Here is a 22,994-nt window from a genome sequence, read left to right as displayed (position 1 = left end):
GTTAACATTTCCTTAGAGAGTGTAATTTCTAACCTGATTTCCTTATTTTAGACACATTGATCCTGCGTTTAGCTGCGTAACCATCGCTTTTTCTCCAGATTATGCAGTCTTTCTGACAACAATTCCGTTGCTTTTTTACCCATTTGCGCCCCGGTGAAAAGCAGCCTGTCGCCACACAGAATACATTTGTACGGATCGGTACGCAGAAATCCTTTCATCAGCACAGAAAAACCTGGGTTCTCCGGTTTTTTACGTGCCGTCATCTCAAGTGCCTTATACACTTTCGGCAATAGTTTTCCCCGTTTACGATTCGACAAAAAACCAGAGTAACGCACCATTTTAAAATGCCTGGCCGGAATATGGCTTATATAGCGTCTAATCATCTCTTCCTGCGGCAGAGTCTGCTGCCGATGCTGGCCAGTTCGGTGGTCATGGTAGTGATGAACAACGGCACCCCCTCGGTAATGCCGCAGTTTTGACGCAGATACCGGTGGGCGTTTAAGGTAGCGACCGAGGTACTTAACACTATGCCATGCCCCTTTCGTTTTTTTAGCAAAGTGCACTTTCCAATAACGTCCGTACTGCGCCCTCAAGTAACGCCGCCAATGTTTTTTGTCACGGATATGGCCAAGACCGGGAAGAAGGCCAGGGTTAATTAAATCATAACTGTGACGCAGTAGTCGGATAACAGCCCCTCGCCAGATTTCTTCGACATCCTTTTTTTTGAAAAACAGCTTTCGCCATACACTATGTTTACTATCCAAACCCCCTCGAGTGACGGAAACATGAACATGCGGATGTTGATTGAGTTGCCGGCCATAAGTATGCAAGGCACAGAAAATACCAATTTCGATACCCTGTTTGCGAGCCAACTGCAGCATAGCTCGAGTGGCTGCCCGAAACAGAGCATTAAGTAGCGGCCAGTTATTGTTAAAAAAAGGCCAAAGGAGATGTGGCATGGTGAAAGTAATGTGTTGCCAGTCGCAGTCGGGTAAAATATGAACCTGCTGTGCTAACCACTGCTCGGTGGCTTTAAAGCCACATGAACTGCAGGCTTTTGACTTACAGCTTTGGCAGAAAAAACGGCTGTGAGAACAATCAGACGAAGCGCAACAATAGCGCCGGACACCCATGGCACAAGTGCCGCAGGCAAGCATGCGCTCCACAGATAAACTCGTCCACGAACTAACGCTATCGCCGTATTTTTCGAGGAATTTATTCCAACCGTCATCAATGGTGAAAAGTAGTTTAGCAGGACGAGGGATATACATCTGACTCAATTACCTTATGGGCATCTTGCCAAAGAAACAGAAATTGTCAGATTCGTCAGCCCAGTTATCGGTGTGTTTATCCCAGGGTTCAAAGGAAACAGGGATTATTCCTAGCTCCGTATAGGTGATGAATTCATCGGCAGGCAGACTTTCAGTTATTACCCCCTCAGTGTAGTCGTATCCAGCGTCATCGGCTTGGTCTTGGCGTTGTTCAAAACCCCTGATAATCGTGACTAGCGGCGGGTAATACTGCGTGTCGAGAAAAAATTGGGGGCCGAGTCGGACGCAGTGGCGTATGGCTTCTTTTAGGGTGTCATAAAAAAATTCAGGCGGTCTGTCATCATCATTTTCGGGTGGGAGAGAGATCATAAAACGTTTCGGATAAACAGGCGCTGTGGCACGTGAAGTGACGGGCAGCCTGCCTGATTTAACCGGTTTACGCTTTCTGGGAGATTTATTGCGAGCCATCGAGATGAATCCCTGAAAAAAATTAACCTACTGCAGAGTATAAAACAGTACTCAACTCATTAACATCCCCGAAGCAGCACCGCTGCGCCGCTCACGCGTAGCGTGCTACGTTCAATGGTTAGGAAATTGAATCGCTTTTAAAGTGAGTAGCAAAAGCCATCCCTTATTGCAAAAAGGAGATGGGGATCGATTTATTGTGTTTAGTGCCAGTTAACATTTCCTCAGAGAGTGTAATTTCTAACCTGATTTCCTTATTTTAGACACATTAATCCTGCGTTTAGCTGCGTAACCATCGCTTTTTCTCCAGGTTATGCAGTCTTTCTGACAACAATTCCGTTGCTTTTTTACCCATTTGCGCCCCGGTGAAAAGCAGCCTGTCGCCACACAGAATACATTTGTACGGATCGGTACGCAGAAATCCTTTCATCAGCACAGAAAAACCTGGGTTCTCCGGTTTTTTACGTGCCGTCATCTCAAGTGCCTTATACACTTTCGGCAATAGTTTTCCCCGTTTACGATTCGACAAAAAACCAGAGTAACGCACCATTTTAAAATGCCTGGCCGGAATATGGCTTATATAGCGTCTAATCATCTCTTCCTGCGGCAGAGTCTGCTGCCGATGCTGGCCAGTTCGGTGGTCATGGTAGTGATGAACAACGGCACCCCCTCGGTAATGCCGCAGTTTTGACGCAGATACCGGTGGGCGTTTAAGGTAGCGACCGAGGTACTTAACACTATGCCATGCCCCTTTCGTTTTTTTAGCAAAGTGCACTTTCCAATAACGTCCGTACTGCGCCCTCAAGTAACGCCGCCAATGTTTTTTGTCACGGATATGGCCAAGACCGGGAAGAAGGCCAGGGTTAATTAAATCATAACTGTGACGCAGTAGTCGGATAACAGCCCCTCGCCAGATTTCTTCGACATCCTTTTTTTTGAAAAACAGCTTTCGCCATACACTATGTTTACTATCCAAACCCCCTCGAGTGACGGAAACATGAACATGCGGATGTTGATTGAGTTGCCGGCCATAAGTATGCAAGGCACAGAAAATACCAATTTCGATACCCTGTTTGCGAGCCAACTGCAGCATAGCTCGAGTGGCTGCCCGAAACAGAGCATTAAGTAGCGGCCAGTTATTGTTAAAAAAAGGCCAAAGGAGATGTGGCATGGTGAAAGTAATGTGTTGCCAGTCGCAGTCGGGTAAAATATGAACCTGCTGTGCTAACCACTGCTCGGTGGCTTTAAAGCCACATGAACTGCAGGCTTTTGACTTACAGCTTTGGCAGAAAAAACGGCTGTGAGAACAATCAGACGAAGCGCAACAATAGCGCCGGACACCCATGGCACAAGTGCCGCAGGCAAGCATGCGCTCCACAGATAAACTCGTCCACGAACTAACGCTATCGCCGTATTTTTCGAGGAATTTATTCCAACCGTCATCAATGGTGAAAAGTAGTTTAGCAGGACGAGGGATATACATCTGACTCAATTACCTTATGGGCATCTTGCCAAAGAAACAGAAATTGCCAGATTCGTCAGCCCAGTTATCGGTGTGTTTATCCCAGGGTTCAAAGGAAACAGGGATTATTCCTAGCTCCGTATAGGTGATGAATTCATCGGCAGGCAGACTTTCAGTTATTCCCCCCTCAGTGTAGTCGTATCCAGCGTCATCGGCTTGGTCTTGGCGTTGTTTAAAACCCCTGATAATCGTGACTAGCGGCGGGTAATACTGCGTGTCGAGAAAAAATTGGGGGCCGAGTCGGAGGCAGTGGCGTATGGCTTCTTTTAGGGTGTCATAAAAAAATTCAGGCGGTCTGTCATCATCATTTTCGGGTGGGAGAGAGAGCATAAAACGTTTCGGATAAACAGGCGCTGTGGCACGTGAAGTGACGGGCAGCCTGCCTGATTTAACCGGTTTACGCTTTCTGGGAGATTTATTGCGAGCCATCGAGATGAATCCCTGAAAAAAATTAACCTACTGCAGAGTATAAAACAGTACTTAACTCATTAACATCCCCGAAGCAGCACCGCTGCGCCGCTCACGCGTAGCGTGCTACGTTCATGATTTTTTATCTAACCGGTTTGGGATAACCTAAAACCTATCTTTTTTTCATTAAGTTTTCAAAATAGCATCAGCTTGGGCTGTTATTATCAAAAAACTTTCGTAACGTTGTTACATCTCTTGACGCCCCAGTTGAAATTGGTTGTTTCAAATTATTTACATTTGTTGATGTAAGCTGTTCAAAAAATGCTTTTCTGGCTTTAACTAACTCGCTTCTTGTCCTTGCGTGTGATGGATCAACTTCATTGACTGTTTTATTTTTTTCTACTGATTGACTATGAATATTACGATTATCGTGTAGAACAGGTAATTCAACATCATTTAAGTGCTTGAATGATGTTATTATTTCTTTGGAAAATTCTCTTTGTTTACTTATAGTTTCAATATCTGTAGCTATAGTTTGTCCACCGCCCAAAAATAAGGATGGATAAAACGATCCGGTTAAGATCGAATTTTTATTAAAACTACTGGTATTACCGTCTTCAGCTGAATCGTAAGCATCCGCATATAAACCAAGAATTATTTCAAACTCTTTCCTTTCTTCAGGGATCATTGATTGAACTTTTTTATTAAAGATAGATAAAAATTCCTCTTGTCCGCTTTTCACCTCTATTAACATCAGGTCATCAATTGGGCTTAATCTTTTACATTCATCTGCAAGGATTTTTATTAACGAATGTACTAAATGTTCTTCAAAATTAATATTTCCTTCATTGAAAGCTTTTTTGATATCAAGAAAGTCAGTATGGTTAGCTGAAACCCTAAATAAACCATCACTTTTAGAGTTTCTTTTACCTTCACTATCTATTTGATAGGTGGTTTTTAGGTAATCACAGAGATTGCTCATACACGTATTTCGTTCTGCTTGTTTACCATAACATACGGAATCAAGCCTGGTGAATTGTAATTGTGCCCCCTTTAGATTCGAAAAACTTAAATCTGAGTTAGATAAGTTTACATCATGCAATTCCGCGCCCCTTAAATCAATGCCCGACAAATCTCTGTTAGAAAGGTCAGCGTTTGCTAAACAAATATTTCCGTCATTTGTTAACCTAGCTTGATTTTCAGATAAACCTTCGCGCTTCATTAATAACTGAATCGTACAAAAATTATTAAAGCATTTTTCATCAATTCTTTTTTCAGCGACTTTACCTTCAACGTTGATAGAAACGAAACCGTCATTATTTGAAAAAATAACGTCTTTACCTGAGAAATTAAATTTAAGATTTTTTGGAATTTCGTATCGATCTAAGCCATTAGATTGTTCGAGAGTATCGACAATTTTTGAACAGAACTCGCTATATTGTTTAGTAAGTTCTTTTTTTACTCCTCCGAATGTAATGAAATCAATAATATGTTCCAGTATTGTATTAGGCGATGTTGCTTTTTTAACATCCATATCATTAATACCCAAATTACTTTCCATAAATTTAGTGTAATGATCTATATTGGTGTTGATATAAGACATTTTTATTCCTTTGGTTTTTTTATTAAAAATTATCTAATTTATTTTTTATCTCATCCGTTCCACATCCAGAATAACAAGCAATTTTGGGTTTTTAAGATAAAAATAAATTGTTAATAAATACAGTTATGTAAAAATCAGGTTAATTAATTTGTTTTTTTTCTTAGCTATTTCAAGCTTTTTTGTGCATAAATTATTAAAAAATAGAAATTTCCTATCTAATCAATTTATTTTTTATATTTATGATTTTTATTTTATTTGTTATCAGGTAATTACCTTAATTTAATTACAGAGTGGAAATTACAAATTGGTTATACTTTTCATTTTCGAGATCGGGTCTAATCGATTGTGAGCCATTTTCCTGTGATTAGCCAAATATATGCCAGTAACAAAAAATAGACGCACCTGAGAAGATAGGGTGCGTTTTTGTATGGCTGGATTATGATGTCTGAAATGTAATGAATAGCGTATTTAATATAGCGGGTTTGTTTGCCATAATTCAATCTGACGCGAGCAATTACTGAAGATATCGGATGAGTAAAAAATTCACCCCAAGCCCACACGATGCCATATTCAAGCAGTTTTTAAGTGAGAAAGAGACGGCTAAAGATTTTTTCGATATTTGGCTTCCGGATAAGATTAAGTCGCTGTGTGACTTAGACAGCTTAAAAGTAGAATCTAGCTCTTTCATTGATGCGAATATGAAAAATTACCAAAGTGATATTCTCTATTCAGTCAGTACCTCAAAGGGAAGTGGATATATTTATGTTTTGATTGAAGCACAATCTTCGCCTGATAAGCTCATTGCATGGCGACTGATGCGCTATAGCATGGGCGCGATGTAAAAACATTTAGACGCTGGCCACAAAAAGTTACCTTTAGTGTTTGTAGTGGTCTAATAAAACTGTAGAGATTTATAGCTTATAATTAAGCAAAATCTTATAGGTATAAATATGACCCGAAAAGTAAAAGTAACCTTTAGCGGAAAGCAAAAACTGGAATATGCAAAACTCATGGTTGAAGGTGGATATAGCAATATCCAAGTTGAAAAAATATCCGGTGCGGGTAAATCTGCCGTATCACGATGGAAGCAACAATATCTTGCCGAGTTAAATGGGAATACGCCTGTAAAATCAAAAGCGTTAACACCCGAGCAACAGCGCATACAAGAATTAGAAGTTCAACTTAAGCGTGCTCAGAGGGATAATGACATATTAAAAAAAGCCGCGGCTTACTTCATCCTCGACAATCAAAACTCAAAATCGTGAAGCAACTGAAAATCATGTACCCCAATTTTACGGTCACTGAGTTATGCCATCTTTTTGAAGTAAGCAGCAGTAGTTTTTATTATGAAACGAAAATACCGACAGTTGAAAATGAAAGACTGTGTGGCGAAATCAAACGTATTTTTTATACATCGGGTCAAATTTATGGCAAAAGACGTATTCAAGCCGAGTTAAAGGGTTTAGGGCACCAAATTGGCACTTATAAAATATCGAACATCATGAAATTAAATCAATTAGTTGCAATTAGACCAACGAAAAAGCACTACTATCACTCATCGGGTAACGAACATCGATATGCCCCTAATTTGCTTAAACGACAATTTTCCCCTGAACAGCATAATCACTATTATGTCGGGGATATCACGTATATTAGACATCACTATGGGTGGAGCTATTTAGCCTGTGTGTTGGATTTAGCCACCAAAGAAATTATTGGTTATGCCTTATCAACAAAACCGGATTCGAAATTAGTGAAAGAAGCCTTAGATAACGCAATTGAACGGCAATTACCGGATACGACAAGTTTGATGTTCCATTCAGATCAAGGTTGCCAATATTCATCGGAGGAGTTTAGGGCGCACCTCTTTGAACGGAAAATAACTCAAAGCATGAGTCGGCGAGGTAATTGCCTCGATAATGCCGTGATGGAAAGATTTTTTAGGAGTTTAAAGACAGAAAGACTTAACCGTTTATCGTTTATCGTTTATGAATCATCAATCTGTTGTCTGTGAAGTTGAAAATTATATTCAGTTTTACAATTATTATCGACGCCATTCAACGATTGGTTATTTAACGCCACATCAAAAATATCATGAACTAAAAAATGCCGCTTAGATCTTCTACAGAATTTGTTGACCATTACACTTTCCTATACTGTTTTATTGTGGTGAACAAAGTCCTCACCCCTATAGCACGAATTGGTTGGACTGTTTTCATGATAGAAAACTAGCAGAGCGTATTTATACCAATCCCTTTAAGTTAGCCGATGTCACCACACTTGAAGATGGTGAGATTATGCAACATAAGCGAATGGCTTTGTTAACGCTGATACAGAAGCACATTCGCCGAAGGGATATGACAGAGCTTTTTGATGAAATTGTGACACTGCTGTCGTATAATTATTATACCGATAATCAAGTTATTACTATGTTTAACTATCTCATTCAGGAAGGTAACGCCAAAAAGCCAATGGAATTTATCACTGAGATAGCCAAGCAATCAGAGAAACACGAAGGAGCACTTATGACGATTGCTCAACAAATTGAAGAAATAGGTATTCAAAAGGGTATTCAAATTGGTGAACAAAAAGGTGTTCAAAAAGGTAAACTTGAAGGAATTCAAGAAGGCGAGAAACAAGCTTCGATGAAGATAGCGCGCCAACTTCTTGAGAAAGGCGTAGAAAGAGATATCGTGAAACTATCAACGGGTCTCACTGATACTGAAATGAGTAACCTGTTTAAAGATTAAAACGATGACGGAACGCAAGAAATTAAGCCTTAATCGCCCTAGAAAGGCTTCACAAGAAGATCAGACCTCGAGTAACCCTGTTTACGGTAAAAAGGTCTGGGTCAATGCTGCGCCCAAAAAACAGGCAAAAAAACCGAAACCCCAAAAGGTAGTAAAACAGCAGTCCCATAAATCGGTAGTTAAACCTAAACAGGAAGTGAAGGTTAAAATACCAAAACCACCTACACCGCCTAAAAAGCGATTGCCGTTAGAAGAAGCCATCTCACAGATAACCACGTTTTGGCCTAATTTATTTCCTGATGGCAAGTTGTGCCCAATGAAAATTGGTATCCAGCAGGATATGTGGCAAGAAGTGAAAGAAAAGTCATTACTGATAGCCAGAAGGCGTTTAAGAGCCTGTTTAGGCAGTATTGGGCATCACGCTGATTATCGCGCACTTATCCAGTTAGGGGCTAGTCGTTATGACAAAGACGGTCAGATAGTCGGAGAGGTCACCCAAGCGGATGTTGAGGATAATCTGCAACGTTTGGCACGACGAAATAAATCAACCCATCAATCTACAGGTTTTCATGCTAATTTAATCCTTAGTAACTAAACGAAGTGTTAAACAAATGAACATTACTCCATTAGAATTAGAAAAAATAATACAAAAAGCCGTAGAACAAGCACTGGTTAAGTCATTTGTGAAGTATTTAAAATTTACAATTGGACTCCCCCTTTTGATATTTTTGATAATGGCGGTGGTTATTTTTGTCATTGCCAGAATGAATGCTTAATAAATATCAATCCGCTCCCCACAGACGATGCTGAGGCGGAGCGCAGCTTGCGAGCACCGAACAGCATTGTCGAGGAAGCGGAATTTAATGCTCATTCAGTAATTTCCTTTTTTCTTCTTCAAATTGCTTTTGGATTTTTTCAGGAAGCCGTTTTAATACGGTTTGTTGCATCTGATAAGCCTCGGCATAACGTTCATGGTTAGGAATCTCAATCAATACAGTAAGGCATTAATGGAAGTGTTTTGAACTCAATATTTCTATTAAATTCTGACAGTTTTCTCGTTGATTAACCATGAGAACAGTAATTCGGTTAAATTATCATCTAAAAGCCTAATAATAGGCACACTGCTCCTAGGCTGCGGTTTGTAACCATCGTTTTTTGACCATTTTATCCCGCCTTTCTGACAGTAAAGTGACGGCGTGTATTCCTTTTTCCGCACTCATAAACCGCAATCGGTTTCCACATAAAATACATTGGTACGGGTCAGTATTTAAAAAACCTTTGATAAGGGCCCCAAACCCAGGTTTTTCAGGCACATTAGGAGATATCATGTCTAACGCCTCATACACCTTCGGTAATAAGCCCCCGCGTTTGCGATTGGCTAAAAAACCGTAATAACGGATCATCTTAAAATGTCGCGCAGGGATATGACTGACATAACGCCGTATCATTTCTTCTTGGGATAAGGTCTGTCGTCTGTATTGTTGGCTGTGGTGGTCATAGTAATGATGAACGTAGCACGCTACGCGTGAGCGGCGCAGCGGTGCTGCTTCGGGGATGTTAATGAGTTGAGTACTGTTTTATACTCTGCAGTAGGTTAATTTTTTTCAGGGATTCATCTCGATGGTTCGCAATAAATCTCCCAGAAAGCGTAAACCGGTTAAATCAGGCAGGCTGCCCGTCACTTCACGTGCCACAGCGCCTGTTTATCCGAAACGTTTTATGATCTCTCTCCCACCCGAAAATGATGATGACAGACCGCCTGAATTTTTTTATGACACCCTAAAAGAAGCCATACGCCACTGCGTCCGACTCGGCCCCCAATTTTTTCTCGACACGCAGTATTACCCGCCGCTAGTCACGATTATCAGGGGTTTTGAACAACGCCAAGACCAAGCCGATGACGCTGGATACGACTACACTGAGGGGGGAATAACTGAAAGTCTGCCTGCCGATGAATTCATCACCTATACGGAGCTAGGAATAATCCCTGTTTCCTTTGAACCCTGGGATAAACACACCGATAACTGGGCTGACGAATCTGACAATTTCTGTTTCTTTGGCAAGATGCCCATAAGGTAATTGAGTCAGATGTATATCCCTCGTCCTGCTAAACTACTTTTCACCATTGATGACGGTTGGAATAAATTCCTCGAAAAATACGGCGATAGCGTTAGTTCGTGGACGAGTTTATCTGTGGAGCGCATGCTTGCCTGCGGCACTTGTGCCATGGGTGTCCGGCGCTATTGTTGCGCTTCGTCTGATTGTTCTCACAGCCGTTTTTTCTGCCAAAGCTGTAAGTCAAAAGCCTGCAGTTCATGTGGCTTTAAAGCCACCGAGCAGTGGTTAGCACAGCAGGTTCATGGTTAGGAAATTGAATCGCTTTTAAAGTGAGTAGCAAAAGCCATCCCTTATTGCAAAAAGGAGATGGGGATCGATTTATTGTGTTTAGTGCCAGTTAACATTTCCTCAGAGAGTGTAATTTCTAACCTGATTTCCTTATTTTAGACACATTGATCCTGCGTTTAGCTGCGTAACCATCGCTTTTTCTCCAGGTTATGCAGTCTTTCTGACAACAATTCCGTTGCTTTTTTACCCATTTGCGCCCCGGTGAAAAGCAGCCTGTCGCCACACAGAATACATTTGTACGGATCGGTACGCAGAAATCCTTTCATCAGCACAGAAAAACCTGGGTTCTCCGGTTTTTTACGTGCCGTCATCTCAAGTGCCTTATACACTTTCGGCAATAGTTTTCCTCGTTTACGATTCGACAAAAAACCAGAGTAACGCACCATTTTAAAATGCCTGGCCGGAATATGGCTTATATAGCGTCTAATCATCTCTTCCTGCGGCAGAGTCTGCTGCCGATGCTGGCCAGTTCGGTGGTCATGGTAGTGATGAACAACGGCACCCCCTCGGTAATGCCGCAGTTTTGACGCAGATACCGGTGGGCGTTTAAGGTAGCGACCGAGGTACTTAACACTATGCCATGCCCCTTTCGTTTTTTTAGCAAAGTGCACTTTCCAATAACGTCCGTACTGCGCCCTCAAGTAACGCCGCCAATGTTTTTTGTCACGGATATGGCCAAGACCGGGAAGAAGGCCAGGGTTAATTAAATCATAACTGTGACGCAGTAGTCGGATAACAGCCCCTCGCCAGATTTCTTCGACATCCTTTTTTTTGAAAAACAGCTTTCGCCATACACTATGTTTACTATCCAAACCCCCTCGAGTGACGGAAACATGAACATGCGGATGTTGATTGAGTTGCCGGCCATAAGTATGCAAGGCACAGAAAATACCAATTTCGATACCCTGTTTGCGAGCCAACTGCAGCATAGCTCGAGTGGCTGCCCGAAACAGAGCATTAAGTAGCGGCCAGTTATTGTTAAAAAAAGGCCAAAGGAGATGTGGCATGGTGAAAGTAATGTGTTGCCAGTCGCAGTCGGGTAAAATATGAACCTGCTGTGCTAACCACTGCTCGGTGGCTTTAAAGCCACATGAACTGCAGGCTTTTGACTTACAGCTTTGGCAGAAAAAACGGCTGTGAGAACAATCAGACGAAGCGCAACAATAGCGCCGGACACCCATGGCACAAGTGCCGCAGGCAAGCATGCGCTCCACAGATAAACTCGTCCACGAACTAACGCTATCGCCGTATTTTTCGAGGAATTTATTCCAACCGTCATCAATGGTGAAAAGTAGTTTAGCAGGACGAGGGATATACATCTGACTCAATTACCTTATGGGCATCTTGCCAAAGAAACAGAAATTGTCAGATTCGTCAGCCCAGTTATCGGTGTGTTTATCCCAGGGTTCAAAGGAAACAGGGATTATTCCCAGCTCCGTATAGGTGATGAATTCATCGGCAGGCAGACTTTCAGTTATTCCCCCCTCAGTGTAGTCGTATCCAGCGTCATCGGCTTGGTCTTGGCGTTGTTCAAAACTCCTGATAATCGTGACTAGCGGCGGGTAATACTGCGTGTCGAGAAAAAATTGGGGGCCGAGTCGGACGCAGTGGCGTATGGCTTCTTTTAGGGTGTCATAAAAAAATTCAGGCGGTCTGTCATCATCATTTTCGGGTGGGAGAGAGATCATAAAACGTTTCAGATAAACAGGCGTTGTGGCACGTGAAGTGACGGGCAGCCTGCCTGATTTAACCGGTTTACGCTTTCTGGGAGATTTATTGCGAGCCATCGAGATGAATCCCTGAAAAAAATTAACCTACTGCAGAGTATAAAACAGTACTCAACTCATTAACATCCCCGAAGCAGCACCGCTGCGCCGCTCACGCGTAGCGTGCTACGTTCATATTTTACCCGACTGCGACTGGTGTCAACGATCACCGAAAACTGATCCACTTTTTATCTAAATCCGATCAATCAAAATTGATCCACTGTTTTACTCAGTTATTGCTCCTGAGCGCCGCTTATCTTTCAATCGGTAGCTTTCACCGCTTAATTGCAGTACATGCGAATGATGAAGTAAACGATCAAGCATAGCGGCAGTTAATGTTGCGTCATCAGCAAAAGCACTTGGCCATTGCCCAAATGATAGGTTACTCGTCAATATGACACTGCCATGCTCATAACGCTTGGCAATCACATTGAAAAACAGGTTTGCTTCTTCTCGCCCAAACGGCAGGTATCCAATCTCATCGATAATCAACAACTTCGGGGCCATCACCGAACGTGATAGATATTGTTTGAGCTTATTTTGTCGTTTGGCAGTTGAGAGTTGCAACATCAGTTCAGCTGCCGTGGTAAAGCGGGTTTTCTTCTTGGCCTGTACTGCTTTTAATCCTAACCCAATAGCTAAATGCGTTTTGCCTACACCGCTTGGGCCAAGCAACACGACATTTTCATTACGTTCAATAAACGTTAATGCGCTTAATTCCTGTATGTGTTGTTTGGGGATCCCCGTTGCAAACTTAAAATCGAACGTATTAAGTTCTTTATGTGCTGGGAATCCTGCCATCCGACTCAAAAGATTACGAGTTCGTTCATCTCGTTGTTGTTGCTCACATTTTAACAGGGACAGTAAAAACTCTCCGTAGCTTTTGTCTTGGGCAATGCATTTTTCGGCAAGTGATGACCAATGAGTCGGAATAGAATTTAATTTCAATGACTCACACAGGTGTTCAATTTGTTCATGCAATAACATGTTCACCTCCCAGTAATGCTTCGTATACGCTGATTGAGTGTTGCAAACTGACAGATTCAAGGGGCGGTACGATAGGGATATTAAGCGTATTAGTCTGTGGGATAGATTGGCAAACCCTTGCTGGTAAGGGTAGAAGAGACTTCACTTCCTTAGCTAATCTATCTGCTGGCTTCTCTAACGTTGTTCCATGAATTCGCTGATGGGCAACGCGTTGTAACCATGGACCCACTTTTGCATTAGCTATTTCAATATCCAGTTCAAGATTATGAGCACGAAGGTCGGTGTTTAATGGCACGATAAAGCTGTTTTTTAAATAGTGGTTAAAGCGCTCTACTTTCCCTTTCGTTTTTGCCCTGTAGGGCTTGCAAGCCTTCAATTTAAACCCGTAATCTTTCGACATTTGAAGCATTTCGACATGTAATTTATGCTCACCTTCTGCATAAGCATCCCGTTCGATGATGAGGGATTTTGCGTTATCACACAATACTTCCTGTGGTACACCACCAAAGTAGTCGAAAGCTTCTCTTAAACCTTGCTGCCACGATTCTGCTCGTTCATTATCAAAGAACTTTACATAACTCGCACGCGAATAGCCTAGCGTTGCAACAAACGCTTTCAGCGATTTTTTACCTCGCCGGATGCTGGTGAAGTCGATTTGCATTTGTTGACCTGGCTGTGTTTCAAAACGGACGACTACTTCGGGAACAATGCTTGGTTTAAATTGACAAACAAATCGGCGTAATTGAGCAATACCACCTTGATAGCCGTTTTCAACTACCTCATCAAATAAGACTGTTGCAGGGATCCAATCAGGTTTAGCCAGTTCAATTCGCTGAAGCAAATAAGGTTTAAAGGGGGATAATTTAGTCGGTTGTTGACTTCTTTTAGCATAAGTTGGCATTGTCTGTTGTTGTAAATGATGTTTTACGGTGTTACGGGATATACCCAACTCACTGGCAATTTTTCGAAGGCTTTGTCCTTGTGCAAAGCGAACATGAATATCCACAAATATCTCCTTGGTTAACATAAATTATCCGTACAAAAATGTGCGAATAATACCAAGTGGATCAGTTTTAGATGATCGTTAGTGGATCAGTTTTGCATGATCGGTGACATGCGGATGTTGATTGAGTTGGCGACCGTAAGTATGCAGCGCACAAAAAATGCCAATTTCGAGGCCTTGGCGCTTGGCGTGTTTGAGCATGGCGCGGGTTGCACAGCGAAAGAGTTGGTTGAGCAAGTACCAGTTATTGTTAAAAAAAGGCCAAAGTAGGTGAGGCATAGTGAGGGTAATATGTTGCCATTCGCAATCCGGCAAAATATGGCGCTGCTGGGCAATCCACTGTTCGGTGCCTTTGAGGCCACACGCACTGCAGGCTTTGGATTTACAGGTTTGACAAAAGAAGCGTGAATGAGAGCATTCAGGTGAAGAACAGCAATAACGGCGAACGCCCATAGCGCAGGTGCTGCAGGCGAGCATCTTTTCGACAGAGAGTAGTTGCCATTCATCTACGTGATTATTTTCGATGAAAAGGTTCCATCCGTCATCGTATTGAAATAGCAGTTTTGCAGGTCTGGGGATGTACATAGAGCAGAGTATAAAAGACGAGAAGGGAATTGCCTAGAAATAGAGCGCCTTTGCCGCGATGCTCACGCCAAAGGCGTGCTTATGTTCTAAAGAAGAAATATTATCTTTTATTAATACTTCCCTCACTGCCGGAATAGACTCAGGCATCACCATCACGTTAACGATGTTAAAGTTTTCCCCTTTATTGATATTAACTTTCTTTAAAATATTTTCTTTTTTTCGCTGAATATTTTTTTCGTTAATTTGCGCATCTTCCGTAAAGAATTCAGTAACAGGAAGCGTCACAGTCAACTCAATATCTTGGGGGAGTAAACCCGAAGTTAAAAGCGCATGGTGAATGGCGAGTCGGTTGAGCGCGCTGTATTGATAGGACACATGCGTTGTTTCAATAACAGAACTACTCCCGATATCAAAAGTATATTTTTTATCATCAACTAAATAATTGAATACTGGATTATTACTCAATATCTCAGTATTCCAACCTTCTTTAAAGCTATTTGGTGATATATGTGTCACTATTTTTTCATTTTCTAGCCAGGCTAATTTAACGCTAGTAGAACCATCATCACAGGCAATTTTCAACATAAATAAAACTCAATAAGGGTAATTATATTTACATAAATTAACTCAAAATGAGTTAAATTTCAAATAAAAATCATTATGAGTGTTAATAAAAATAAAATTAAACATAAATAAGAAAATATAGAGCATTAACCAACTCAAATTGAAACAAAAAATAACAAAACCTCAAATTGAGACCACACAAGAAAAGATATGCTTTTTATCATATTAAGATAATAACAATCTTGCTCACTTTGAGATTATTGTCTTTGGTTATATCTTTTTCTTGTTTCGTCGCGCTAAACGTTGCAGATTATCCTCAACATCCGCTTGGGTAACTTCTCCGACTATCTGACCGTCTTTGTCATAACGAAACGCGCCTAACTGAATGAGTCCGCGATAATCAGCGTGATGACCAATACTGCCTAAACAGGCACTCAAACGCCTTCTGGCTATCGGTAAACACTTATCCTTAACCTCTTGCCACATATCCTGCTGGATACCAATTTTCATTGGGCATAACTTGCCATCAGGGAAAAGATAAGGCCAAAACGTGGTTATCTGTGAGATGGCTTCTTCTAACGGCAATCGATTTTTTGGCGGAGTCGGTGGTTTTGGTGTTTTAACCTTCACTGCCTGTTTAGGTTTAACGACGGGTTTCTTGGGTTGTTGTTTTGCTACTTTGGGAAGATGAGGCTTTTTTACCTGTTTTTTGGGCACAGCATTCACCCATACCTTTTTACCGTAAGCAGGGGTACTTGAAGTCTGTTCTTCTGGTGAAGCCTTTCTAGGGCGATTGAGGCTTAATTTTTGGCGTTCTTTCATGATTCAATCTTTAAACAGGGTGCTCATTTCAGTATCAGTAAGCCCTGTTGATAGTTTCACAATATCTCTTTCTACCCCTTTATCAAGAAGTTGGCGCGCTATCTTCATCGAAGCCTGTTTTTCACCCTTCTGCATACCCTCTTGAATGCCTTCAATTTTACCTTCTTGGCGACCTTCGGCTTTACCTTGTTGCATACCTTGTTGCATACCTTGTTGTATACCTTTCTTGATTCCAATTTCTTCAATCTGTTGAGCAATAGTCATAAGTGCGCCTTCGTGTTTCTCTGATTGTTTGGCTATCTCGGTGATAAATTCCATGGGCTTTTGTGCGTTACCTTCTTGGATGAGATAGTTAAACATAGTAATAACCTGATTATCAGTATAATAATTATACGACAACAGTGTGATAATTTCACTCAAAAGCTCGGTCATATCCCGTCTGCGGATGTGCTTTTGTATTAATTCCAACAAAGCCATTCGCCTATGCTGCATTATTTCACCATCATCAAGTGTAGTGGTCTAATAAAACTGTAGAGATTTATAGCTTATAATTAAGCAAAATCTTATAGGTATAAATATGACCCGAAAAGTAAAAGTAACCTTTAGCGGAAAGCAAAAACTGGAATATGCAAAACTCATGGTTGAAGGTGGATATAGCAATATCCAAGTTGAAAAAATATCCGGTGCGGGTAAATCTGCCGTATCACGATGGAAGCAACAATATCTTGCCGAGTTAAATGGGAATACGCCTGTAAAATCAAAAGCGTTAACACCCGAGCAACAGCGCATACAAGAATTAGAAGTTCAACTTAAGCGTGCTCAGAGGGATAATGACATATTAAAAAAAGCCGCGGCTTACTTCATCCTCGACAATCAAAACTCAAAATCGTGAAGCAACTGAAAATCATGTACCCCAATTTTACGGTCACTGAGTTATGCCATCTTTTTGAAGTAAGCAGCAGTAGTTTTTATTATGAAACGAAAATACCGACAGTTGAAAATGAAAGACTGTGTGGCGAAATCAAACGTATTTTTTATACATCGGGTTAAATTTATGGCAAAAGACGTATTCAAGCCGAGTTAAAGGGTTTAGGGCACCAAATTGGCACTTATAAAATATCGAACATCATGAAATTAAATCAATTAGTTGCAATTAGACCAACGAAAAAGCACTACTATCACTCATCGGGTAACGAACATCGATATGCCCCTAATTTGCTTAAACGACAATTTTCCCCTGAACAGCATAATCACTATTATGTCGGGGATATCACGTATATTAGACATCACTATGGGTGGAGCTATTTAGCCTGTGTGTTGGATTTAGCCACCAAAGAAATTATTGGTTATGCCTTATCAACAAAACCGGATTCGAAATTAGTGAAAGAAGCCTTAGATAACGCAATTGAACGGCAATTACCGGATACGACAAGTTTGATGTTCCATTCAGATCAAGGTTGCCAATATTCATCGGAGGAGTTTAGGGCGCACCTCTTTGAACGGAAAATAACTCAAAGCATGAGTCGGCGAGGTAATTGCCTCGATAATGCCGTGATGGAAAGATTTTTTAGGAGTTTAAAGACAGAAAGACTTAACCGTTTATCGTTTATGAATCATCAATCTGTTGTCTGTGAAGTTGAAAATTATATTCAGTTTTACAATTATTATCGACGCCATTCAACGATTGGTTATTTAACGCCACATCAAAAATATCATGAACTAAAAAATGCCGCTTAGATCTTCTACAGAATTTGTTGACCATTACAGTTATTAGCATTTGTTTTGCTATCTCAAGTTGAGCTTCAAATTTACCCTTTTGCATTCCCTCTTGAATTCCTTCAAGTTTGCCTTTTTGAACACCTTTTTGTTCACCAATTTGAATACCTTTTTGAATACCTATTTCTTCAATTTGTTGAGCAATAGTCATAAGTGCTCCTTCATGTTTCTCTGATTGTTTGGCTATCTCAGTGATAAATTCCATTGGCTTTTTGGCGTTACCTTCCTGGATGAGATAATTAAACAGTGTAATGGTCAACAAATTCTGTAGAAGATCTAAGCGGCATTTTTTAGTTCATGATATTTTTGATATGGCGTTAAATAACCAATCGTTGAATGGCGTCGATAATAATTGTAAAACTGAATATAATTTTCAACTTCACAGACAACAGATTGATGATTCATAAACGATAAACGGTTAAGTCTTTCTGTCTTTAAACTCCTAAAAAATCTTTCCATCACGGCATTATCGAGGCAATTACCTCGCCGACTCATGCTTTGAGTTATTTTCCGTTCAAAGAGGTGCGCCCTAAACTCCTCCGATGAATATTGGCAACCTTGATCTGAATGGAACATCAAACTTGTCGTATCCGGTAATTGCCGTTCAATTGCGTTATCTAAGGCTTCTTTCACTAATTTCGAATCCGGTTTTGTTGATAAGGCATAACCAATAATTTCTTTGGTGGCTAAATCCAACACACAGGCTAAATAGCTCCACCCATAGTGATGTCTAATATACGTGATATCCCCGACATAATAGTGATTATGCTGTTCAGGGGAAAATTGTCGTTTAAGCAAATTAGGGGTATATCGATGTTCGTTACCCGATGAGTGATAGTAGTGCTTTTTCGTTGGTCTAATTGCAACTAATTGATTTAATTTCATGATGTTCGATATTTTATAAGTGCCAATTTGGTGCCCTAAACCCTTTAACTCGGCTTGAATACGTCTTTTGCCATAAATTTGACCCGATGTATAAAAAATACGTTTGATTTCGCCACACAGTCTTTCATTTTCAACTGTCGGTATTTTCGTTTCATAATAAAAACTACTGCTGCTTACTTCAAAAAGATGGCATAACTCAGTGACCGTAAAATTGGGGTACATGATTTTCAGTTGCTTCACGATTTTGAGTTTTGATTGTCGAGGATGAAGTAAGCCGCGGCTTTTTTTAATATGTCATTATCCCTCTGAGCACGCTTAAGTTGAACTTCTAATTCTTGTATGCGCTGTTGCTCGGGTGTTAACGCTTTTGATTTTACAGGCGTATTCCCATTTAACTCGGCAAGATATTGTTGCTTCCATCGTGATACGGCAGATTTACCCGCACCGGATATTTTTTCAACTTGGATATTGCTATATCCACCTTCAACCATGAGTTTTGCATATTCCAGTTTTTGCTTTCCGCTAAAGGTTACTTTTACTTTTCGGGTCATATTTATACCTATAAGATTTTGCTTAATTATAAGCTATAAATCTCTACAGTTTTATTAGACCACTACAGGCCAATGGTTGTTTGAACAACTCATGGCAATAACTGAAAACGTCTTAAATCACGGCGTAAGTAACTGGCAGGAACCAAAGTTAAAATATTCCGTGGTCAAATATTGGATAAAGGCAATAACCTTAATTCCCGATTTGTACGGTGAATTAGGGGAGGAAATAATTGCTTTTGTTCGTAACCAATTTGAGCAATCTCTTTGTGTTGAAGTTGCTATGGCACGGCAAAATTATCAATTCTGAATTTGATTATAAAGAATTAAATAAAATCTAACGGTACTTGTAGGGATCCGACTCCCTTCAAGTACCTAACCTAAAACCTAAAGATAGTAGGAGTTGAGCTATGCGAAATAATACGCATATCGCACGCGTAATGAAAGCGTGCAGCATATTAAACAAGCCGTTTTGTACGTCAAAAATTTTAATTATTCGTGAGTGTGTCAATTTTATTTGTCTTGTAGCGACATTAAAACAACAAGCGGAACAGCGCATTGAAGGAGGGGATGATAAATGAGTTGCTATATCATTAACAACAAAACTGCCTCCAGTATCGTAACTGCATTGATTGAGTTGGATTACATTCATGAAGCCGAAGCGCAAGCATTTTTAGATATGATGATGAGTTTAAATTCTAGATCAGTAAACGAGCGTTATTCCGAGAATGAACCGACAGTAAGATATGATTTTTCAAAACAACAAACTGATTTATATGAGGAAGATGGCTATAAGGCTTATGCCGCTGGCCTACAAATTATGGCTAATATTGCCTTTTATCATTATCAATCTTGCGGGACAGACATCGGCAATAAAACGATAGTCATGAAAATATTAAACAAAATGAAAGGCGAATTACTAACGGCGTGTAAATTTTAGCTAATAGAAAACGGTTTTAATGATGGTAACGGTTGGAAAGGCAAAGATTATGATAATTTGCCTTTTTCTGAAAAGACGACCTGGGGACTTTATGATCATGATAAAAAGGTGATAACGGGGTGTGAAGGAGGCAGTTATGCAAACTGATTGTTTTGATGATAATTCGAAACTATTATCAATTTTTGATAATGAGAATGAATTTTTTGCCTTGTGTGAAATGATTAACCGTGATTTTGAAGAAACCAAAAGAGTTGTAGAGCAGACACAAAACTTTGCCCCTCAAATTTTTAATCAAAAAAGGTTAAGAAAATTTAAAACGATTATAAATTATATCGGAAATAAGCAATTATAATAAAATCGGCGGTATATCCGCCTTTTTTTATAATTTATCTTTTTGCTGTTTATTTATTTTAAAATCCGCAAGGCTGATAACGGGTGCTTTCCTTCTTTTCTTTTTGCGTGGTTTTATAACCGGAATATGATTATCATAAATAAACATAACAGGGTCATCATTTTCGTTCCGAATTTCAATCTTATCAAAATTAATATTTTCACCATGAAAATAAAGATTAACGCCGGAGAGAAATTTAATGTCATAAAATTGTAATTCTTCAATCGCTTCACAAATTGCTTTCTTAAGACTTTGTTTATTCCAGCGACCATTAAATTTTATTCTCATTTATTATTCCTTAATTTAATGTTTATTTACTGGTGCTGATTATTTTTTATTTTACGATAAACTTTGTTAATTTTTCTGGCGTAAATTAATCTTTGTTTATTCTGTATTTCATTATTTTTAAATCCGGCATTATAAGCGCCTATTGCTTACCAGGTTACACCCCATTTATTAAATGCCAGCGCTAAAAAATAAGCGCCAGTATAAATATTCATACAAGCATCATTTCTTAATTGATAAGGGGTAATACCTAACGATTTAAGATAATTAATATGCTGTGAGTTAATTTGCATGAGGCCAATATCAATACTGTTATTATTATTTTTTCCGATAGCATTCGGATTATATTTTGATTCTACCCAAGCGATAGCCCGTAATAAATCAGGGTCTATTTTATAATCTCTGCCCGCCAAATAAAAACAATCGGCAAAACTGGCATTAGTGAAAAATCCAAACAGAAAAATTACGATTAAAAGTTTTAAAAATTTCATCAAACAGCCTCGATTTTATCCCCCAAAAGTCCCTAGTCCATCGCTCTCACAACACTTCTTATCGCCCACTCCTTAGCATAGAATATGTTCACACCCCACGCAAATTAAAAATTTGCAATAAATAAATTTAAAATCAATAAGTTAGGTTTTTTAATATTTAATTAATTATTTTACATCTAAAAAACTAGAGTCGTTAACAACTTAAAAATAGAGTCTTATTAGAGTTATTGTTATTTTTCATACGGATAGCTAGACTCAACTCTAGAGTCAAGTCCTTAAAAGACTCGCCTTACGACTCGTGTTTTTCTATTTGTAAGTCGTATAAGAGTCGTAATTCAAGTCGTTAGCGACTCGTATTTCTGAGCAATGAGTCGTCTTACGAGTCGTTATGTAAGTCGTTTACGACTTGCATTTTTGTTATGCGAGTTGTATAAAGAGTTGTGAGTGAGTCGTAAACGACTCGTTATTGACTCAATAAAGAGTTGTGTGCAACTTGCTTTGATATGGCTAATTTTTAACCTAATCATAGTCTATTCGTCAAGGATAAAATTTCATGGCAAGATTACAAATTTACACGTCAAATGATGTTTTTAATCGGATTGTTAATATCGTAAATCAACAAAAAAATGAGGGTGCGAATGAAACTGAAATTAGCTTATCCAGTGTAGGGACAATGTTACTTGAACTTGGTTTAAGGGTTTATGAAGCTCAACAAAATAATGAAGATAATTCTTTTAATCAGGAAGCCTTTAATAAAGTTGTACTTGAAAGTTTAATAAAGACAAAAAAAGCCGTGTCGTTAATTTTAGGTATGCAATCTTTTTCTCCTTATTTAGAAGGAAAAGAAAATTATGAATATCATAAAATGGTTAATGAAATTAGAGATGCTGCTAAAGAAGAGATTAAGAAATTTTTTCCAGATGATTAATTTTAACTCTATTAATTGAATACCGTCATTTTGACGGTATTTTAAATTTATTTGTAATTATTGCATATTTGCATCACGCCGATCATGATTTGAATATGTATAACAGAAATTGAGATAAAAATAAAAAATAACCTAAATATTACGTACAAAAATATTTTTTAGGTAAATATAAAATTTAAGGAAAAACTATATCTTTTTAGTATTAAATAAATATTTTTTATCACTTATTTCATTTTTTAAAACTGGTTTTTTATCGTACAAAAAGTCTTGTTGAAATTTTATAGAAAAATTAATTATTAATTCCAATGCTGACAACATATCTGATTCTGAACTTTCTCCTGGTATACGATAAATTGCTAATATCACTGAAGCATCTAAATCCGTAGATAATATTACATTAGAATAATAGTTTATTTTTAAAATTTGGATTAATAATTCTGGGTCATTAGTTGCCCTCATTAAAGGGCAGATCATCTCTATTACTCCATTTGATCTATCAAAGTAAATAGATAGATCATTATTTATAGATAACACAGGCTCTTCATTATCTAATTCTAGACCAAAGTAATCATATAAAAATGATAGCAATTTTTGCATA

Annotated in this window: 26 protein-coding genes and 6 pseudogenes; 13 read left to right on the top strand and 19 right to left on the bottom strand. The window is 39.3% G+C overall.

The window, feature by feature from the left end:
• Positions 1-68 precede the first annotated feature (68 nt).
• The 5 genes from ArsFIN_RS20180 to ArsFIN_RS20160 form a co-directional block, all read right to left on the bottom strand.
• On the bottom strand, positions 69-1,271 hold the full coding sequence (locus tag ArsFIN_RS20180) for an IS91 family transposase (RefSeq protein WP_135678014.1): 1,203 nt from the start codon (positions 1,269-1,271) through the stop codon (positions 69-71).
• A gap of 9 nt (positions 1,272-1,280) precedes the next feature.
• A complete protein-coding gene (locus ArsFIN_RS20175) occupies positions 1,281-1,739 on the bottom strand; it encodes a hypothetical protein (RefSeq protein ID WP_210409124.1) in 459 nt (152 codons plus the stop codon).
• Positions 1,740-2,016: 277 nt separating this feature from the next.
• The gene (locus ArsFIN_RS20170; RefSeq protein ID WP_135678014.1) at positions 2,017-3,219 is read right to left on the bottom strand and encodes an IS91 family transposase; all 1,203 of its coding nucleotides are present in this window, start codon (positions 3,217-3,219) and stop codon (positions 2,017-2,019) included.
• 9 nt (positions 3,220-3,228) lie between these two features.
• On the bottom strand, positions 3,229-3,687 hold the full coding sequence (locus tag ArsFIN_RS20165) for a hypothetical protein (RefSeq protein ID WP_135678353.1): 459 nt from the start codon (positions 3,685-3,687) through the stop codon (positions 3,229-3,231).
• A 184-nt stretch (positions 3,688-3,871) separates the two neighbouring features.
• Entirely contained in the window at positions 3,872-5,269 is a 1,398-nt protein-coding gene (locus ArsFIN_RS20160; RefSeq protein ID WP_051297190.1) for a pentapeptide repeat-containing protein, read from the bottom strand.
• Between the two features lie 530 nt (positions 5,270-5,799).
• Between ArsFIN_RS20160 and ArsFIN_RS20155 the strand changes: the two genes are divergently transcribed.
• From ArsFIN_RS20155 to ArsFIN_RS26605, 5 genes and pseudogenes are all read left to right on the top strand, one after another.
• Positions 5,800-6,111, top strand: coding sequence for an Rpn family recombination-promoting nuclease/putative transposase (locus tag ArsFIN_RS20155; protein WP_246067515.1), 312 nt, complete (start codon positions 5,800-5,802; stop codon positions 6,109-6,111).
• A 108-nt stretch (positions 6,112-6,219) separates the two neighbouring features.
• A pseudogene (locus ArsFIN_RS20150) lies at positions 6,220-7,386 on the top strand (IS3 family transposase).
• A 36-nt stretch (positions 7,387-7,422) separates the two neighbouring features.
• Positions 7,423-8,019 carry an Rpn family recombination-promoting nuclease/putative transposase gene (locus tag ArsFIN_RS20145; RefSeq protein ID WP_338023359.1) on the top strand — a complete coding sequence of 199 codons (597 nt, stop codon included), beginning with the start codon at positions 7,423-7,425 and terminating at the stop codon, positions 8,017-8,019.
• A 4-nt stretch (positions 8,020-8,023) separates the two neighbouring features.
• Positions 8,024-8,614, top strand: coding sequence for a ProQ/FINO family protein (locus ArsFIN_RS20140; RefSeq protein ID WP_135678351.1), 591 nt, complete (start codon positions 8,024-8,026; stop codon positions 8,612-8,614).
• Between the two features lie 16 nt (positions 8,615-8,630).
• Complete coding sequence (locus ArsFIN_RS26605; protein ID WP_167876723.1) at positions 8,631-8,795, top strand: hypothetical protein; 165 nt, start codon at positions 8,631-8,633, stop codon at positions 8,793-8,795.
• 84 nt (positions 8,796-8,879) lie between these two features.
• On the opposite strand, the gene ArsFIN_RS28340 is transcribed toward ArsFIN_RS26605, so the two are convergent.
• A complete protein-coding gene (locus ArsFIN_RS28340; RefSeq protein WP_276324693.1) occupies positions 8,880-9,011 on the bottom strand; it encodes a hypothetical protein in 132 nt (43 codons plus the stop codon).
• Positions 9,012-9,146: 135 nt separating this feature from the next.
• A pseudogene (locus ArsFIN_RS20135) lies at positions 9,147-9,533 on the bottom strand (transposase); the annotation flags it as partial.
• Between the two features lie 106 nt (positions 9,534-9,639).
• On the opposite strand from ArsFIN_RS20135, the gene ArsFIN_RS20130 reads away from it, so the two are divergent.
• Positions 9,640-10,098 (top strand): hypothetical protein, encoded by a 459-nt coding sequence (locus ArsFIN_RS20130; RefSeq protein WP_210409132.1) that lies wholly within the window; start codon positions 9,640-9,642, stop codon positions 10,096-10,098.
• 9 nt (positions 10,099-10,107) lie between these two features.
• A pseudogene (locus tag ArsFIN_RS20125) lies at positions 10,108-10,380 on the top strand (transposase zinc-binding domain-containing protein); the annotation flags it as partial.
• A gap of 161 nt (positions 10,381-10,541) precedes the next feature.
• Here the strand turns inward: ArsFIN_RS20125 and ArsFIN_RS20120 are convergent.
• The 8 genes and pseudogenes from ArsFIN_RS20120 to ArsFIN_RS20085 form a co-directional block, all read right to left on the bottom strand.
• Positions 10,542-11,744 (bottom strand): IS91 family transposase, encoded by a 1,203-nt coding sequence (locus ArsFIN_RS20120; RefSeq protein WP_135678014.1) that lies wholly within the window; start codon positions 11,742-11,744, stop codon positions 10,542-10,544.
• A 9-nt stretch (positions 11,745-11,753) separates the two neighbouring features.
• Complete coding sequence (locus ArsFIN_RS20115; RefSeq protein ID WP_135678317.1) at positions 11,754-12,212, bottom strand: hypothetical protein; 459 nt, start codon at positions 12,210-12,212, stop codon at positions 11,754-11,756.
• A gap of 204 nt (positions 12,213-12,416) precedes the next feature.
• Positions 12,417-13,178: an IS21-like element helper ATPase IstB gene (gene istB, locus ArsFIN_RS20110; protein ID WP_135677409.1), complete on the bottom strand. Its 762-nt coding sequence runs from the start codon at positions 13,176-13,178 to the stop codon at positions 12,417-12,419.
• Positions 13,165-14,205 (bottom strand): IS21 family transposase, encoded by a 1,041-nt coding sequence (istA, locus tag ArsFIN_RS20105; RefSeq protein ID WP_135677651.1) that lies wholly within the window; start codon positions 14,203-14,205, stop codon positions 13,165-13,167. The genes istB and istA overlap by 14 nt, the downstream gene beginning before the upstream one ends.
• Positions 14,206-14,289: 84 nt before the next feature.
• Positions 14,290-14,766, bottom strand: a pseudogene (locus tag ArsFIN_RS20100) (IS91 family transposase); the annotation flags it as partial.
• A gap of 33 nt (positions 14,767-14,799) precedes the next feature.
• Positions 14,800-15,351: a plasmid segregation protein ParM domain-containing protein gene (gene parM / locus ArsFIN_RS20095; RefSeq protein WP_135678347.1), complete on the bottom strand. Its 552-nt coding sequence runs from the start codon at positions 15,349-15,351 to the stop codon at positions 14,800-14,802.
• A 249-nt stretch (positions 15,352-15,600) separates the two neighbouring features.
• Positions 15,601-16,152, bottom strand: coding sequence for a ProQ/FINO family protein (locus tag ArsFIN_RS20090; protein ID WP_135678345.1), 552 nt, complete (start codon positions 16,150-16,152; stop codon positions 15,601-15,603).
• Between the two features lie 3 nt (positions 16,153-16,155).
• Positions 16,156-16,644, bottom strand: a complete 489-nt coding sequence (locus ArsFIN_RS20085; RefSeq protein ID WP_246067510.1) for an Rpn family recombination-promoting nuclease/putative transposase — start codon at positions 16,642-16,644, stop codon at positions 16,156-16,158.
• A gap of 85 nt (positions 16,645-16,729) precedes the next feature.
• Here ArsFIN_RS20085 and ArsFIN_RS20080 point away from each other — a divergent pair.
• Positions 16,730-17,889, top strand: a pseudogene (locus ArsFIN_RS20080) (IS3 family transposase).
• A 315-nt stretch (positions 17,890-18,204) separates the two neighbouring features.
• Here ArsFIN_RS20080 and ArsFIN_RS20075 read toward each other — a convergent pair.
• Positions 18,205-19,364 (bottom strand): IS3 family transposase gene (locus tag ArsFIN_RS20075; RefSeq protein WP_135678343.1). Its coding sequence is split into 2 segments (ribosomal slippage): positions 18,205-19,085 and positions 19,085-19,364, totalling 1,161 coding nucleotides; the frame shifts between segments, so codons are not numbered across the junction.
• A gap of 76 nt (positions 19,365-19,440) precedes the next feature.
• On the opposite strand from ArsFIN_RS20075, the gene ArsFIN_RS20070 reads away from it, so the two are divergent.
• The 4 genes from ArsFIN_RS20070 to ArsFIN_RS20060 all read left to right on the top strand — a co-directional run bounded on the left by ArsFIN_RS20070 (position 19,441) and on the right by ArsFIN_RS20060 (position 20,653).
• Entirely contained in the window at positions 19,441-19,671 is a 231-nt protein-coding gene (locus ArsFIN_RS20070) for a hypothetical protein (protein WP_135678339.1), read from the top strand.
• A 100-nt stretch (positions 19,672-19,771) separates the two neighbouring features.
• On the top strand, positions 19,772-19,942 hold the full coding sequence (locus ArsFIN_RS26600; protein ID WP_155847014.1) for a hypothetical protein: 171 nt from the start codon (positions 19,772-19,774) through the stop codon (positions 19,940-19,942).
• Positions 19,939-20,301, top strand: a complete 363-nt coding sequence (locus ArsFIN_RS20065; protein WP_135678337.1) for a hypothetical protein — start codon at positions 19,939-19,941, stop codon at positions 20,299-20,301. Before ArsFIN_RS26600 ends, ArsFIN_RS20065 begins: the two co-directional genes overlap by 4 nt.
• A gap of 136 nt (positions 20,302-20,437) precedes the next feature.
• Positions 20,438-20,653 (top strand): hypothetical protein, encoded by a 216-nt coding sequence (locus tag ArsFIN_RS20060; RefSeq protein ID WP_135678335.1) that lies wholly within the window; start codon positions 20,438-20,440, stop codon positions 20,651-20,653.
• A gap of 27 nt (positions 20,654-20,680) precedes the next feature.
• On the opposite strand, the gene ArsFIN_RS20055 is transcribed toward ArsFIN_RS20060, so the two are convergent.
• Together ArsFIN_RS20055 and ArsFIN_RS20050 are read right to left on the bottom strand one after the other, a co-directional pair.
• The gene (locus tag ArsFIN_RS20055; protein WP_135678334.1) at positions 20,681-20,980 is read right to left on the bottom strand and encodes a hypothetical protein; all 300 of its coding nucleotides are present in this window, start codon (positions 20,978-20,980) and stop codon (positions 20,681-20,683) included.
• 26 nt (positions 20,981-21,006) lie between these two features.
• A pseudogene (locus tag ArsFIN_RS20050) lies at positions 21,007-21,468 on the bottom strand (transglycosylase SLT domain-containing protein).
• 553 nt (positions 21,469-22,021) lie between these two features.
• On the opposite strand from ArsFIN_RS20050, the gene traM reads away from it, so the two are divergent.
• Positions 22,022-22,396: a conjugal transfer relaxosome DNA-binding protein TraM gene (gene traM / locus ArsFIN_RS20045; RefSeq protein WP_026823888.1), complete on the top strand. Its 375-nt coding sequence runs from the start codon at positions 22,022-22,024 to the stop codon at positions 22,394-22,396.
• A 186-nt stretch (positions 22,397-22,582) separates the two neighbouring features.
• On the opposite strand, the gene ArsFIN_RS20040 is transcribed toward traM, so the two are convergent.
• A complete protein-coding gene (locus ArsFIN_RS20040; RefSeq protein ID WP_051297161.1) occupies positions 22,583-22,993 on the bottom strand; it encodes a type III secretion system chaperone family protein in 411 nt (136 codons plus the stop codon).
• Position 22,994 lies beyond the last annotated feature (1 nt).

This window comes from Arsenophonus nasoniae (genome assembly GCF_004768525.1).
Lineage (GTDB): Bacteria > Pseudomonadota > Gammaproteobacteria > Enterobacterales > Enterobacteriaceae > Arsenophonus > Arsenophonus nasoniae.
This window is presented reverse-complemented; position numbering and strand designations above follow the sequence as displayed.